This window comes from Marinobacter sp. L-80, assembly GCF_056859395.1.
Genome location: NZ_JBSXOI010000031.1, coordinates 12754 through 27661 on the forward strand (window position 1 = coordinate 12754; position 14908 = coordinate 27661).

At 56.2% G+C, this 14908-nt stretch carries 13 protein-coding genes; 4 read left to right on the forward strand and 9 right to left on the reverse strand.

Annotated features, from left to right (window positions below):
• Nucleotides 1-34 precede the first annotated feature (34 nt).
• From AC13E3_RS01190 to AC13E3_RS01200, 3 genes are read right to left on the reverse strand one after another with little or no spacing between them, the layout of a single operon-like run.
• Nucleotides 35-1027: a hypothetical protein gene (locus AC13E3_RS01190; protein WP_482901614.1), complete on the reverse strand. Its 993-nt coding sequence runs from the start codon at nt 1025-1027 to the stop codon at nt 35-37.
• A complete protein-coding gene (locus tag AC13E3_RS01195) occupies nt 1021-1266 on the reverse strand; it encodes a hypothetical protein (protein WP_136630775.1) in 246 nt (81 codons plus the stop codon). Before AC13E3_RS01195 ends, AC13E3_RS01190 begins: the two co-directional genes overlap by 7 nt.
• Before the next feature lie 33 nt (nt 1267-1299).
• Nucleotides 1300-4692, reverse strand: coding sequence for a UvrD-helicase domain-containing protein (locus AC13E3_RS01200; protein ID WP_153637499.1), 3393 nt, complete (start codon nt 4690-4692; stop codon nt 1300-1302).
• A 262-nt stretch (nt 4693-4954) separates the two neighbouring features.
• Between AC13E3_RS01200 and AC13E3_RS01205 the strand changes: the two genes are divergently transcribed.
• The 4 genes from AC13E3_RS01205 to AC13E3_RS01220 all read left to right on the forward strand — a co-directional run bounded on the left by AC13E3_RS01205 (nt 4955) and on the right by AC13E3_RS01220 (nt 7051).
• The gene (locus AC13E3_RS01205; protein WP_136630777.1) at nt 4955-5395 is read left to right on the forward strand and encodes a hypothetical protein; all 441 of its coding nucleotides are present in this window, start codon (nt 4955-4957) and stop codon (nt 5393-5395) included.
• A 111-nt stretch (nt 5396-5506) separates the two neighbouring features.
• Nucleotides 5507-5992, forward strand: coding sequence for a DUF6283 family protein (locus AC13E3_RS01210; protein ID WP_227549571.1), 486 nt, complete (start codon nt 5507-5509; stop codon nt 5990-5992).
• 100 nt (nt 5993-6092) lie between these two features.
• A complete protein-coding gene (locus AC13E3_RS01215) occupies nt 6093-6683 on the forward strand; it encodes a hypothetical protein (RefSeq protein WP_136630778.1) in 591 nt (196 codons plus the stop codon).
• A 104-nt stretch (nt 6684-6787) separates the two neighbouring features.
• Nucleotides 6788-7051, forward strand: coding sequence for a helix-turn-helix domain-containing protein (locus AC13E3_RS01220; protein ID WP_227549570.1), 264 nt, complete (start codon nt 6788-6790; stop codon nt 7049-7051).
• Between the two features lie 12 nt (nt 7052-7063).
• Here AC13E3_RS01220 and AC13E3_RS01225 read toward each other — a convergent pair whose 3' ends face one another.
• From AC13E3_RS01225 to AC13E3_RS01250, 6 genes are all read right to left on the reverse strand, one after another.
• The gene (locus tag AC13E3_RS01225) at nt 7064-7915 is read right to left on the reverse strand and encodes a WYL domain-containing protein (RefSeq protein WP_136630780.1); all 852 of its coding nucleotides are present in this window, start codon (nt 7913-7915) and stop codon (nt 7064-7066) included.
• Nucleotides 7912-8775 carry a DUF7281 domain-containing protein gene (locus AC13E3_RS01230; RefSeq protein WP_482901615.1) on the reverse strand — a complete coding sequence of 288 codons (864 nt, stop codon included), beginning with the start codon at nt 8773-8775 and terminating at the stop codon, nt 7912-7914. The genes AC13E3_RS01225 and AC13E3_RS01230 overlap by 4 nt, the downstream gene beginning before the upstream one ends.
• On the reverse strand, nt 8772-10091 hold the full coding sequence (locus AC13E3_RS01235) for a hypothetical protein (protein ID WP_482901616.1): 1320 nt from the start codon (nt 10089-10091) through the stop codon (nt 8772-8774). Before AC13E3_RS01235 ends, AC13E3_RS01230 begins: the two co-directional genes overlap by 4 nt.
• Nucleotides 10088-10753 (reverse strand): hypothetical protein, encoded by a 666-nt coding sequence (locus AC13E3_RS01240; protein WP_136630783.1) that lies wholly within the window; start codon nt 10751-10753, stop codon nt 10088-10090. Before AC13E3_RS01240 ends, AC13E3_RS01235 begins: the two co-directional genes overlap by 4 nt.
• Nucleotides 10750-14457 carry an ATP-binding protein gene (locus AC13E3_RS01245; protein WP_482901617.1) on the reverse strand — a complete coding sequence of 1236 codons (3708 nt, stop codon included), beginning with the start codon at nt 14455-14457 and terminating at the stop codon, nt 10750-10752. The genes AC13E3_RS01240 and AC13E3_RS01245 overlap by 4 nt, the downstream gene beginning before the upstream one ends.
• Nucleotides 14458-14606: 149 nt before the next feature.
• On the reverse strand, nt 14607-14885 hold the full coding sequence (locus AC13E3_RS01250; RefSeq protein ID WP_482901618.1) for a hypothetical protein: 279 nt from the start codon (nt 14883-14885) through the stop codon (nt 14607-14609).
• Nucleotides 14886-14908 lie beyond the last annotated feature (23 nt).

Consider the following 14908-nt stretch of genomic DNA (forward strand, 5'->3'; position numbering starts at 1 on the left):
CATCGACCTGTCCGTTACGGAACGTATCCTTTGGTTATGAGGAAGACGAAGGATTTAAAGCGCCTTCCTGGAAGTAGATTTGCGAGTTATCCCGAAATCCCGCTGAGCGCTTCTCTCCGAGTTCACCCGAAACTATGCCCCAGTACAAACCAATGAATTGCCAAGCGCTATTCATACCCAGCCGGCTGATCACCTTGGACCGCAAAAGCTCGTTACCTTCGACAAGTCTGTGAAGGTCAACATGAATAATAGGTGTCGCCGATTCGAAGTACTTGTACTCAACCTTCTTTCCCCACAAAGCCGCATGAGATTGAGCCGTACTTAAGGAATCAAAGAGATACCACTGACAATTTGGGGAGGCATCAACCTTGAATCCGGGAAGCCTAGATCCTGCTTTTAACTGGGATATATGAGGAGTGCCAATGCGCCTATACTCTGCTCCAAGCAGCTTTGCAGCGTAACGGACAATGCTCATGTGTCCCTCTTCGTCACGCTGATATAGGTCAGCCACTTTCCGCAGAAGTGTACTTGCTGAGCTCAGAACACCCCTATCATCAATGTCGAGTTTGTTCATCCAGCGAAGAAAACGGCATCGTGATTGCTTAATCCATCGTTCATGGTTCTTTAAGGGCACATCACTCAGTTGATCAGGATTAATCGAGTAGTAAGCGCAGTTCAGCCATCGTTCAAAGTGAAGACCGTTAACCGGTCTGTGTTCGATCTGCTTGGCCATGTAAAGCTTTTGGAAAACCCCGGATGCCCTGGGCGTAACTTCCCCACCTTGGGTCGTAGGCCTGATGCCATTTTCACCTGAAAGCTCTATCAGCATTTCAAAAAAACGATATCCATGGCCCGGCGCGATAGCGCGTTTTAGCTCCCAAGGGGAGGTTGAGACGTTGAGCTCGGCAGCGCCAATGGCTTTGATTTCACCGTTATCGACGCTGTACAGGCAGACGGTTTGACTATCGGGACCATCACAACGGATCGATGGCCCCAGCCCTTCTATGCGATGGTCACTTGTCAGCATGAAACCCGGCTCAGTATCGTCTCAATTTCATCAACAGCCTCGTCACCGTATTTGGACCCTACGACCTTTTCGATCTGCTCAAGACGCAGCATTTCATTACTGTTCGACATGGCTGAGATCCCGATCGCAGGCGGATTCTCCGGATCGTAGGCCTGGTACCGCTGGCCAAGCTGTTCAAGTTCGTCCTTGGCGGCCGCCTCGTCGTGAATGGTGTAAACAACAGTGATATGACGTGGCATGAGATTCTCCTGGGTTGATGGTTGGGGCGGCCGTTAAGCCGCCGCCCGATGTTCGCCGTAGGTGGCCACTCGGCCAATCCGCGGCAGGTAGAGCGCCAGTCTCACCGGCTCATTGCCGAGATGGGCAACCGCTTTTCCATACAGAGCCATTTTCTCTTCGTAGCGCTGCAATTCCCGGGCAATGAATGCGTGCTCCGGTTCCCCTTCAGCAGGTGCACTGGTCTTGGTGTCGACAATCCAGCGAACGCCGTTGTCGACGAAGGTCAGATCGATCACCAGATCCTGGACTTCGCCATCGACCACCAGGGTAACCGGCTTCTCCGCCTCTTTCTGGTCATGATCAGCCAGCAGATAGCGGCCGTCCTCGCTGTTCAGGCCTTTGAATGCCTCTTCCACGAGAGTTACACCCTGATTCAACTTGCCGATCGGCAGGCCGTGGCTGCGCAATTGGCGCTCCCAGAACGGTTTGAACTTTGCAGCATCCGCGGGGTTAACTTCCCGGATCTGCTTGTCATTGAGCAGCTGCAGGAACCGGTGGAAGACAGTACCTGCAGCAATGGCTACGGCATTGTCCCATGAGAGCTCGGGGACATTTTCATTGCCGAAACCTTGCTCGGGGCCTCGATACTGGGCAAGGGGAGCAGCCAGCTTCCCGGACTTCAGGAAATTCTTGCCTTCAATGCGGGTGACGACCATCTCCGGCGCCTTGGTTACAGATTCGCGGACAGGGGACTCAGAGAGCTCCGCCTGATCTTCGATCTGTTTCCAGATGATGCCCAGCAGTGAGCTTTTACCCGGTGTGGCAACCTTTCCGGAGTCCAGAACATCAAGGCCAAAGGTCAGGAACAGGCGCTTTTGTGGGCGTGTGGTGGCCACGTACATCAGTCGCGCCATTTCCTGGCGGGATTTGTCGGATTCCCGAGCCCGCAAGAAATCATACAGCGGGACATCTTTGGACCCTGGGGGTGCCATAGGCGCCATGGCCATCCGGTACTGGCCGGAATCATTCAGCCACTCATCCCAGTACAAAAGGCTCTTCTCATCCGGGCGGGTGCCGTTGGCCAGGCCCGGCAGGAATACGGAGTCAAACTGAAGGCCTTTCGCCTTATGCATGGTCATGATCTCAACGGCGTTATCCGCGCCGGCGGCATCAGAGGCATAGAGGCGAGCAGCTGAACGGCTCAGGTTCTCGGTATCCATGATGGTGCCGCCCACCTCCAGACCGGAAATCAGGTCCAGTGTTTGGCGCACGGCCTCGAGCTCCCCGGCGTCTTTGGTCAGGGTGGGCCCGCCAAGGGCAACCCATGCACCTTCTACCACCTGGCGGAGGGACTTGCGCTGGTACCGGCCCAGAGCCTCGTTCATTACTTCGGTAAACCGGGCCAGAACCGCCTTGGTTGCCGGCACCATCGGCTGGGAAATATTGCCGAGAGCCGACCAGACGTGGTTCGCCCTACCCACAAAGCTGTTGATTTCCAGCATTGTGAGGCCTACCAGCGGCGAGCGGAGCAGGGCGACCCATGCCAGCTTATCCATCGGGTTCATGATGGCTCGAGTCAGGCACAGAAGGTCTGAGACCACCCCCAGAGAGGACAGCGGATCAATGTCCGAAGCTTTCCACGCAATCTTGTGACGCTTCAGGGCCGGCAGGATCTCGCGCAGGTGCGAGCGGTTGCGCACCAGAATGGCGGAAGTCTCTTCCGGATGCTTGGCCTGAATGTCCTTTAGCTTGGTAGCGATATAATCGGCTTCAGACATGGCGTTATTGATCGGGTCACCGTAGAAGCCCCGCACAATCACTCCATCGCCGCCGGAAACACCGGCCGGCACAGTAGAGGGGCTGAAGGTGACCTCACTGCGAGCAATGTTCTCCTCAGCCGGGAACACAGGTCCATACACCATGTTATTCCACTCAATGATCGCTTCGGTGCTCCGGAAGTTCTCGGTCAGATACGCCGCGGTCAGGCGAATATCGCCAAGCCCGTTCCGACGCGCCGCGAGGAAGTTGGAAACGTTGGCGTCCCGGAACTTGTAGATCGACTGCTTCGGATCACCAACCAGAAAGAGAGTCCGGCCATCGCCTTGCTCCCAGCCGGCCGTCAGACGCTTCAGCATCTGGGTCTGCGGCTTCGACGTGTCCTGATACTCATCCACCAGGATATGGCGAATCTGGTAGTCCAGAGACAAAGAGGCTTCCCCGGGCATGGTTTCATCACCCAGCGCCTGCAGGGCCGCCTGAAAGACATGGCCATGATCCGCGGCGCCGTGTTCGGTAAAGATGACCTGAAGGTCTGCGGCCAATACCGGCAGGATCTCAACAAGGGTATCCATCAGAGCCAACGCATCAGAGCCTTCTTCGATTGCTTCTGGCAGAACACCGCAGCGATTCAGCAGGGCGCAGGCATCGGGATTGATATCCTCGATCTCGCTCACCACTTGAGAGAACAGGTCCTTCATGGCCTGCGCCTCTTTCTTCTCCTCACCCTTGAGCTTGCTCGGAGCCGGGAAGCCTTCCTTGTCGGTCAGGCGCTTACGGAATGTACCGCCGGAAGTCAGCATGAAATCGACCAGGCCGCGCCAGAACACAAGATCGACCTCTTTGGTATCCGGGAACTGCTTGTAGCGGGCAAGCTCTGCAATGGCTTTGGATTTAACGCCGTTCTCAGTGGCATAGGACCACAGCTGAGCCAGAGCAGGGCCAACGCCGGCCACCTCAATAACCGTGGAAATCTCGGCAATGGTGCCAAGGCCCAGCTCTGTGCAGGACTCGTTGATCAGGTCATAGAACTCCCCACGATCACGCGCACTGAGTACGTAGGCCAGCCACTGGTCACGACGCGCCAGCAGGTTGGTAAGGAACGACCGGGCCCGAACCTGGCGGTTGTCCATCAGGTCGAGGAACTGGAAAACGGCTTCAGACAGACTGTCGTCGCCCTGGGAGTCCAGAGACTGAAACAGGCGATCCACTGCTTTCTCGTACAGAGGTGAGGGGTCTTCCTCAACAACCACAGGCCCGCCAAGCTGGGAGGTAATGGGAGACATCCGGACGATCATGTGAGCCAGCGAGTCGAAGGTAACGATCCGAAGACGGCTCGGGTTATCCAGAAGATTCCAGCCCATCTCTTTATCGCGCTTGAGGGCGGCGCGAGCGCTGTCATAAAGCACTTCTTCATAAGCGTTCGTGGCAGTAGCACCCAGAGCCACGGTGCGCAGCGCACCAATGACCCGGCTGCGCATTTCAGCTGTTGCTTTGCGGGTGAAGGTAATGGAAAGCACTTCTTCCGGGTTCTCGGAAATAGCCAGCAACCGAAGCTTCCGGACAACCAGATTGGCGGTTTTGCCAGAACCGGCGCCAGCCTCAACGATAACGGATTTGCTGGGGTCTACGGCCAGATCACGGCCCTGTTGGTCTTGTGCGATAGTCATATCTGCCTCGAATAATTTGTCCTAACCTGAGAACAATAATACACCGTGCATGGTGTACTTTGCAAGGAAAAGTTGGTAGCATTCACCTAATACGAATTACTGGTGAGGAGGTCGGCCCAGCCGAAACGACATGCTGTTCAATATTGTTTTTCTGGTAATCACAATGCCCATTGGCGCAATGGTTCATCCGTGGGGCATTGTTGTCCCGCCCGTGCTTTTGACCCTTTGGGGGCTCTGGCAAATGAATTCTGGAGCCAGAAACTTGAAGCGGTACCGCAACGGAGAGATTCTGATTGATCCGAGAACCGGCAACCCTTACCTGAACCCTGATCATCCTAGAAACCAACGCAGTGCGCCTAAAAAATCCAGTTCCGCCTTCGTAGGTGCTGCTGCCGGAACAACTGCTGCAGCTACCGCGTGGCCTGATGATCCCTCCGGCCCCGTCTCAACGGCCGAAAACTTTGTTGACGACTCGCTTTCAGAGCCTTCAATCAATCCTGCTACCGGTCTGGCCATGGTTGGCGGCATTGATACTGATGGCAACCTGTACGGATGCTCCGGCGCCTCCGACGACATGCACTCCATTGATAGCGGTATCGGGGATGATCTGGGAACAGGAATCGATGACGGCATTGGAAGCAGCTTCGATGACGACTTCGGATGCGGTATCGATGACTCGTTTGGAGGAATGGACGACTTCTAACAGGCCGTAGTGCCGAAGGTTATGGTCGGCAAAACCTTATATGTTCAGCCCGGTACCGCCTGGGCAAAAATGGAAGCCAGACGATTCAGTAACCGACATCAGGAGACCAGCATGCCCCGCTCAATTGACCAATCCACCACGCACACCTGGGCGGACGAAGAATCCCGCACGAAAGGCGAGTCGAAAGCGCAATCAGTTATTACAAATGTTCGCCCGGCCGGCGAGGAGCACCAGGTAGTGACTGTGCTTGGTGGCGACGCGCTATACCGCCGGACGCCTTGCAGTGACTGTCCCTGGAGAAAGGATGCCGTGGGGGTGTTTCCGGCCGAAGCCTTTCGTCACTCCGCACCAACCGCGTACGACATGTCTCAGAGGAAATTTGCCTGTCACCAGTCCGGAAAGAAGAAGCCGGCAATGTGTGCCGGGTTCCTTCTGCGCGGTGCGGAACATAACCTTGCTGTGCGGTTACTGCGCCTTCAGGGCGCTATTGGCGACGACGTGGATTCCGCGGGTCATGAGTTGCACGGTGGTTATGCCGAGATGGCGATCGCCAATGGTGTTGGTGAGTCTGAGGAATGTCTGAAGAAGTGCCGGTAGGGCGCTACTAAAACAGCTTGATAAGCTCTCAAGTAAATTAAGTTGACGGTAAAGCAGATTGACTGCTAATTTAAAATAACCGTCAACGTAGGAGTTCATCATGTCTCATCCAGCCAATGCCCGCCTGACCCATGCGCTCGTCAATCTCGGCAAGGACACAAAGCAAATTGCGGGCGCCATGGGCGTTTCAGAAGACAGCCTTCAACAGATGCTGACGCAGGAAGAGTTGATGCCCTACGACACCCTCACGGAGGTCTGCAAAGTGTCGGGGATCAACCGGGATTATGTGTTGCTCAATCGCGGCCCCATGACGCCAGAGACGAAGAAGTCATTACCAACCGTCAGAAAAGGCAAGCCTGGCATCGAGGGCTTCATTCAGCGCCTAACGGCTGTGCTTGATGCTATCCCCATGGCCGATTCCCAGATTGCCGACGCCCTTGGCACTACCAAACAATCCGTGAGCGCCTGGCGCCGGAATGGTCATATCTCTCATGACAATCTCAGGGGAGTTTGTGAGATCGGTAGTTTCGATTATGACTGGGTGAAAACCGGCGACATCGACACGCAGGAGGCTGAGGACAGCTATAACCGGGCCTTTGGTAGCGCTCTGAAAAAGATTGACCAAGAGATTGCACGCCTACAAGAAGAGCGCCGAAAGATCGAAGGGTCTCTTGGAAGTTCCGGCCACTGAGTGTCGCATAAGCGAAAATGTAGCTTCGCTTATACGAAGATAAAGCAAATTATGGTTTGGCTAATGAAATGAAGCGCAAGCATCCAGTACCGGTCCAAAAGGCCATGAAAAAGATAGGTTCTGACCTGCGTTCCGCCCGAAAGCGTCGCCTGATCAAAGTGGCGACCATGGCTGATCGAATGGGTGTGAGCGAGCCGACATTGAGGAAGATTGAGAATGGCGATCCATCAGTGCAATTCGGCCATGTTGCGCAAGCGCTGTTCGTCCTGCAGATGTTAGACCGCCTGGCTGATCTGGCCTCTCTGGCTAACGATGAACTGGGACAGATGCTTGAGGAAGAGGATCTGCCGCAGCGCATTCGAAACTAGCGGGCATCGGGATCACTGGAACAAGGTGGTCCGGATCTCACCAAGGTTCTCGCAGATCAGCGGAGTAGCCCTGGGGTTCATATCTGGGCTATCACCCCCAGTGGGCACCTGGTACCCCTGCAGTACATAGTGCGCCATTGAGCGCCGGCACTGCACGCTGAGTTTCCCCTCGATCATGCCATAATCCGCCCTGACCAAGTTCTGTTCGTCATCGCTCAGCTTCGGGTTGGGCACAATTGTCAGGGAGATGTATTCATTCCAATCCCGGTCATGCGTCCCGGTAGTTCCGGTACCGGTCTCGCCGTCATGGTCCAGCTGGTCGATCCGCCCAAGGTGGAAGTCCCGGAAACTCTCGGTACGTTCGTCGAAGGCCCGGCAATGCCACCGGAGTCCGGAATACGCCAATGCATGGGGGTGAATTCGCCGCTGTAGGCCTGATGGGTGGTTCCATGACCGGTAGGTGACCAGTAGAGGCTGTTGGTCTTTGATGGCGCTTATGATGCCCCGGAAAATGGCCGGGTCCGGCTCTATGTGAGGCGAGGGGCCGCAATCCAGCCATGAATGGTTGCCATCACCGGTGTAAAATCGCCGGGCCAGGGTCAGGTATTCGCTGATTACACCACGGCTGTACCGGGGCTCGAAGGCCGGGGTAGGGCGAAACACCTTGCCGATTGCGTCGTAATCCATTTGCCCGGGAAACTCCGCCCGATACTCCTGGATGTGCCGCGTCACGTTCTCCCGCCGGACACGAAAGAGCTCACTCAACCGAGAAGCATTGCAGGCGCCTTCCCACTGCAGCAGGACCTCCATGGCCCGGTACCGGTCTTCGCGGGAGAAGTCCCAGAAATCAGCACGGCTATTCATGAGTGGTGGCCCCCACGGGCAGGTGCCATGGACACCAGTTTCAGAGTGGTATGCTGTGCAATCTGCCGTTCCTGAGTGAACCCTTCCCGCCGTTGCTCAAGGAAGCGAAAATACGGTTGCAGGGAGGCCGGCATAACCATGTTTCTCAGGTGTTCCCACTGGATATGCTGATTAGTGAAATCCTCGGCTGAACCCTGTACGACTGAAAGACTTTCCAGTTCCGGGAGGATCAGGTGTTGCGCACCAGACTGGAAGGCAATGCACAAACCGGCGGGGTCGAAATCAGCGTAAGCGGCCAGGGGTATGCCGGTACGGCCCGCCATCTCCCGGGCCCAGACCTGACCGTTCGGGCGTTCCGGGTCCCCCCGGTACACCGCAAGCAGTCGCAGTCCCTTGAAGTGACCGGAGGTCTCGCTCAAGCGGGTGAAGGCCGGGTAGTTCTCGACCAGAACCAGATAGTCGCATTCGATCCAGGTAATTGCCTCCTGCGGCATCGACAGGTACCCGCCAGGCAGTTGGGGAATCTGCTGCCCATTAATGGCCGGGCACCCCAAGGCTCCCATGAGTATCCGCTTTCCCTCATCCGTTCTCTTCGAGAGCTTTTCATCGATCGCCGAGGCCGCCGTCTGCACCCGGTCCCCGCTGAACGCAGACCATGGTGTTTGCCAGTTGATGCCATGCTGCCTCAGCCAGTCCTTGAGCAGTCGCTTTTGCAGACGCTCAATCCGGTATTCCTTACCCACACAGTAACCAAACCCCCGCTGTTGCAGTTCTCTGAGGGTCTGGTTGACCGTAAAGTTGCTGCTGGCGGACTGAACGACTTTCAGGGCCTGCTGAATTTCACGCCGACTGGGTTTCACGCACTGACATCCTCATCGGCTGTGGGTTCTGACTGGCCGGCGGCCATTCGCTTTACCGTCTCAATGCGGGTGCCTGCCGGATACAGGTACAGGTCCACCAATGAAAAGGTGCCTGACAAAGCGTGTGTGGGTACGGCATGGATGTGCATTCGAACAAAGCCCGAGGTCTTCCGGCCGTTCGGAAGTACCGGGTCGCTGTCCATGTAGATGGCAACCGCGTAGAGCCATTCCCGGTCTTCAAGGTCTACGATTTCCGGTTCGCGCTCCTGGCTGTGCCAGAAGGAAAGGGCAGAGACGGGTGTGCCCTGGTCAATGCAGGCAGCCAGCATTCGCTTCACCATCTTGTCCCGTGCTGAAACCTCGATAGTGCGTTCTTCATTGTCAGCAGACCGGAACTTGGAGTCTTCCCGCTTAACCTTGGGTACTTCATATTTGAGCGAGTGGCTGAGTCGGGCAACCAGCTCCGCACACCCTTCTTCCGCACCAATATCGCTAAGGTCAGGAGCGGCCTGCACGGCCAATGGGGTAATGCTGGAGAAGTACGGGTGCTTGCCGAGAGCATCCTGTGTTTTTTCGGCTTCAAACCCCGGGTTCAGTCGCAGGTGATCGGCCACCGCCCGGATTTTACGTGCCCGCTCCTCAAGGGCCCGGACGCGGAACAGGTTGTCTCGGATGGTGTTCTGGGTCAGCCGGATCCGATCGACCACTTCCATGCAGCGGACATCGAGGTTGCCGATGAAGGCGCTGATATCCGCATCCAGCGAAAAGGGCTCGTCCTTCAGGCCCGATCGCATCTGGTTGTAGCTTTCCACCAGATTCGAGAGCTGGCGGTTGTACATCTCGTTTTCACGAACCCGGAATTCCGGATTGCTCCGAATCCCGTAGCTGCTGGTGACTCGGTTAAAGATGGTCGTGCTGCTATCGTCGAGAATGTCGTAGATCGACAACAAGTGCTGCTCCACGTCGTCCCGGGCGGCCAGCATCTCATCGTACCGGCCACGCCCTTTCACATCCTGAAGCTGACGCATGGCCAGCTCCGCGGCCTGCAGTTCTGAATTGAGGTCGGTGTTGATCGCAGCAATCCGGTCCTTGCGCAGGGCGGAGTCGAAAACTTTCTGCAGCTTCTGGTTCAGGCGGATGCCCGATGCCCCTTCTGTGCGCACCAGATGCGTTTTCATCAAAGGCTCAAGTAAGCGCAGCGACTTTTCATCCAGATCCACCCCGGAACGCTCGTAGGCGCTAACCACCAACTCCCTGGCATTGTAGAGTTGCTGGATCAGGTCCAGTAGCGGGTGGTGGTTGTTCTCCATGGTCATGTCAGCTGCCCCTGCCGGGGCCCGGGATTATCAATCTCAGGCTCCGGTAGTTCTTCATTCTCCTGAATGAAAATGATCAGGTCCTGTATCAACTCAATGCGGGAGGTCACCTGATAGATCGAGTGCTTGGCATTGGCCTCCACCAGAAGCCCTTCCTTCAGTAGAACCGAGAACAGACTGTCCAGCTGCTCTTTGTAGGCCGTATGCCGCTTTGATGACGGGAGGTTGCCCAGCTGGGTCTGAAGGCTGGGGCTCTGGCCAACCTGGTGCAGAAGGTTATGGAAGCGCAACTCTTCACCGGGGACCAAGGTCATCTCCGGGTGCAGCGCATTCATCAGCATCTCAAGCGTCTGCACGTAAAAGCGAAGGCTCTTCATCAGGCGAGTAAACAGTTCCCGGGATACCGCCTTGGCATTGCTGTCGAACCCCTCGTACACCAGATAGTGCCCGGCGCCGGAACTGGTCGAGGCCAACTGCATGCCGATTTCGGACGCCCAGCGGTTTACCCGGTTCTTCACATCCTCGCGCTCGAGGAGTCGGGCAAGTGACGGGGCAGACCATTGGCAGATGACCTGTCCGGACATCAGTTGTGTCAGGAGGGTGCGGTAAGCCTCTGAGGTTGTCGATTGCGAGTCGTTGGGGGAAAGGGTATCGGTCATCATACGTCTCCCTGCTGGCCCGCTGCGGCCGGCTCAATGTCCTTGAACGGGTTGTTTGCCGCCACTGCGCCCGGCTCAGGCACGTTCCAATGGATAAACCGGCGGTCACCATCGGTGCGGTCCATCATGTAGACCTGATTGAAGATGCCCAGCTCCCGATCTTCCATGTCCGGGCAGGCGGTCACCAGACTGATGTTGTGCTCGGTGAGCATGTCCAGCAGTACCCGCTTGTTCTTGTTACTGAAGGCCCGCAGCTCATCAAGGGCCCAGGACAGATGAACCGGTTGCCCGCTTCGGTGCATGTCGATAAACCCGAGGAACAGAACAATCAGAACGATGTATGACAAGCCATTCGAGGAGAGGCCTTCACTGCTGGCCAGATCCTTGGAGCTTGAACCGACCTTGTGGTGGCCATTCTCAATGATCGAGAACCGGAACCGAATAAGGCGCCACAGCTCCTTCACCGAGACATTGGCCCGGGACTCCTCAAAAGTGTCCAGATAGTTGCGCAGTGACAACACCAGATCCTCATCAGGAAGACTGTTGAGCGGGGAATTCTCTCGCCAGGCGCGAACCCCATCGGCGACTGCCTTAATGTCTTTCCAGTAGTCCAGTTCTTCCAGCTCAAAGGTGATCGTCGGCTCCACCCGCTCAATGGCCGGGAAGTTCAGGTTCTCCTGAATGTGTCCGGACAGTTCCCGGTTAAAGCGACGTATCCGCTTGTCGAAGCCTTCCATCGCGCTCCGGTAGATGTCGATCTGGTCAAGGTTGCTGAACCCGGACGCCAGGGTTTCCCGCACGAGGTCATGCTTGCCACCGTTGAAGTACTCCAGAACCGCCCGGGCCCTGGTAATGATTTGCTCGTCGGTGCCATCCCAGTCCATGACTGTTTCTTGCCAGTATTGCGTGCTGGGGGTGCCGCTGTACTTCTCGAATATCGTCGCGAACCGGGTGCCGAGTTTCTTCAGCTCATTGAGCTTGGAGCTCTCTGTCTGCAGCAATGTCTGGTAGTCCCGGATCAGGTGGGCCGCTTTCATTTCCCGGTACAGGGCAAGGTTTTCGTCATCCTCACGTACAAACAGTTCGCGGTCGCCGGCGCTCTGTAGGATGCTGACCCTTAGCGAGTTTGCGTCGGAGTTGGCCTGGTTCATTTTTGTCTCGGTGCTCTCGGCCTTGGTGGTCAACTCCTTCTTCCGGACTTCCCATCGTTTGATCTCTTCCTTCCGCTGCTGGCGGATATCAAAGAGGTCCTTGTCCAGTTTTTCGAGGTTCGCCTCATGATCGGGAAGCTGTCCGTACTCCTCGTCCATGAACCGCCGGAAACTGCTGATCAGAACTTCCTTCTCGCGGATTTTCTTTATCTCTTGGCCCAGCTCGTCGACCTGCTGTTTGAGAGAGGCTATCTCCTGAGGGTCGATCTGTTCGCCGGCAAGCGCCTGATCCAGATGCTTCTGCAGGCGCTTCAGATCCTTGTTCCGGGTTTCGATAACTGCCGTGCGAGCCTGCTCGATTTCCTGAAGGGCGCGTTCATGAGCACCTTCGAACTCTTCAAGCTGAGCCTTGTGCATTTCCTCGAGCTCGCGTGCTTGTTCTTCATGCAGCTCCTGGAGTTGGTCGGCCTTCTCAGTGAGCGAATCCCTGTGCTCGTACAAACCTTTGAGTTCGTGCTCGGTGGCCGCTTTATTGTCCCGCTCAGACTGCTCCTTCTCGGCTTTTATCTTCTTCAGGGTTTCCCGGGCGTCCCCGAGCTCCCTGAAAGTGCGCTTGTAGATCTCGCGGCATGAAGACTCATGGGTTTTTGCGCTCTCTCGCTCGTCGTTTGCCCGGTTTAGTGCTTTTTCCGCATCCCCTTCTTCAGATTCAGCAGTGGCCAGCTCCGTCGAAAGTTCTTCAAGGCGAGCCTGCAGGGCGGCCGGTGTCAGTTCCTGCTCTGGCAGTCGAGAGAAGTCGATCTGAATGCCGCATAGGCTGGTGCTGTCCGGAGCTTCTTCATCAAGCGAGGGCGAAAGGTTCTTTTCACGCAGGATGTCAGGGGTCAGAACCCGGCCAAGGGTGTTTTGCCACCCCGGCTTGTTGTTGTTGAGGAAGTAGATAAGCGAGGATTCCTGGCCGTTGATCAGGCTCAGTACGTCGTTGTACTGGTCCTCCACTTTTTCACATTGGTTCCGGGCCTTGGTGAATCGCTCATCGGCGCTCGTGTACCGCTCATTAGCTGTCTTGAGTTTCTGTTCGGCGTTTCTCAGTGCGTCATGAGCATCGTCAGACAGATCCTGAGCCTTGTCTTTGGCGGACTCTGCTATCGTGAACTGCCGAATAAGATCCTCTGAGGCCAGGGGGTTCTTGGCTCGCTCTTCCAGTGTGCTGATGCTGGCGTTGAGTTTGCCAAGGTCGGACTGAACGGCAGAGGCTTCTTTTTGCTGGCTTTGTGCTTGCTCCCGGATCTCGACGGTTTGCCGGTCAGTGATCCGCTTGCGCTCCTGATTGTGCTGGCCCGTGGCCTTTTTGTATTCCTCGTTCAGTCGTTCCAGCTCATTCTGAGCGGTTTCTTTTGCCGCCGACATTTCACGTTCAATGGGCTGGCGGATGGAGGCGGACTTTTCCTCCAGCGTCGTCAGCTGCTTCAGGTAACTGCCATGGCGCTCTTCAAGCTGGCCAATACCTTCAAGTTTGCGTTGCCATTGGGGCATATCCTTCTGGTCGTAGGAGGTCTTGTTGCGCTTCAGATCATCAATAGCCGTGGCAACAGGCCCGCGCTTTTGCTCAACCGCCCTTTTATCCTCGTCCAGCTTAGACAGCGCTGTCTCGTGATCTGTCCCTTCGCGTGCGATGGTCGTGTTTATCTCTCCGATCGCCTCATCACAGGCGCGTACTTCAATATCCAGATCGGTGACCTTGCTCTTGGCGGCCACGACCAGCGAAGAAAGCTTGCGGTTGGTAAGGGTGTATTCATCCAGAAGACGGCTTAGATCCTCGGATTCCGGGCGGGCCTTCTCAAGTGCCTGATAGGCGTCGTACTGGGTGAGGGTGGTGGTCAGGTGGTCCCTGTGTACGGAGAAATTCTCGAGGATCTGCCTTGCGTCATCGTCCAGCTTATCCATGGCGTATTCCTGGATAACCCGGGATAGGTCCGCAAACTGAACGTCCCGTTTGAACATGCCTGTAAACAGCGGTGTGAGCTTCGACATCCGGCTGTTACGGGGGCACATGCTGAAGTGGTAGGCCTTGGGTACCGTGCCATCGAGAAGGATTTTCCGGTATTGCTGCGTCGTGTCGACATTGAGGTACTGGAGACCCATGGCGTTGAGGCGCGTTAGCAGTGAGTGAGCAGGCAAGATCTCCTTGTTTTCAACATCCATGAAGATGTCTTCCCGGTACGGGGAATCGATGAAAACGTGCCGGTGCCTGGTGCGCTCGCGCTGGTTGCAGAACACCACCATGCGGGGCTGGCCATGACTGAGGTATTCAAAGACCAGGTAGGAACCTGTGCGCGGCAGGTAGAACTGGTTAAACCCTTCGTTCCCGTTGGCGCTCTCCATTATCAGTCGCCTCGGCTGCTCCCCGTAGAAGATGGGTACCAGCTTTAGAAAGCTGGTTTTCCCGATGCCGTTATCACCACTGATGTTGGTGTGGCCGGAAACGTCAATCTCGGAGGCTCTTCCCTCGACGTAGCTATCAATCAATACGATTTTCTGGAGACCAAATTCCATTCAGCGCCTCGGTTGCGAGTGTACGGATTCACTCACTATACCGGTGTGATGAAAAGGCGCATACGTGTTGATTTATACAGTATTAGGCTGGCGGAAGGTGAAGCGCTTGCAGATCGTGCAGAGGGGCCGGCGAGGCTGCCGGCCCGGTATCAGGCAGCCTTGGGAATGCTCTGCTCGACAAAGGCCATGAGCTCAGGGATGCGGTAGCGAGCGATGGAGATAGTGACCAGCGGCTGATGACAATAATGATTGGTTTCAACGCCCATAAAGCCCCGGTCGGAGAGGTCGGCTGCAGCAAGGATGTTGTCCTGTCCGCCGGTTGCCCAGGTGATGATGTCGTAGCCCTTATAGGCCGGAGAGCGGCTCAAAAACTCCAGATGTCGAGCAATAGCAAGGTGGGTGTCGGTCAGTGCTTTGAATTTGGCCATAAGTCTCCGGAAGGTTGTCTGTC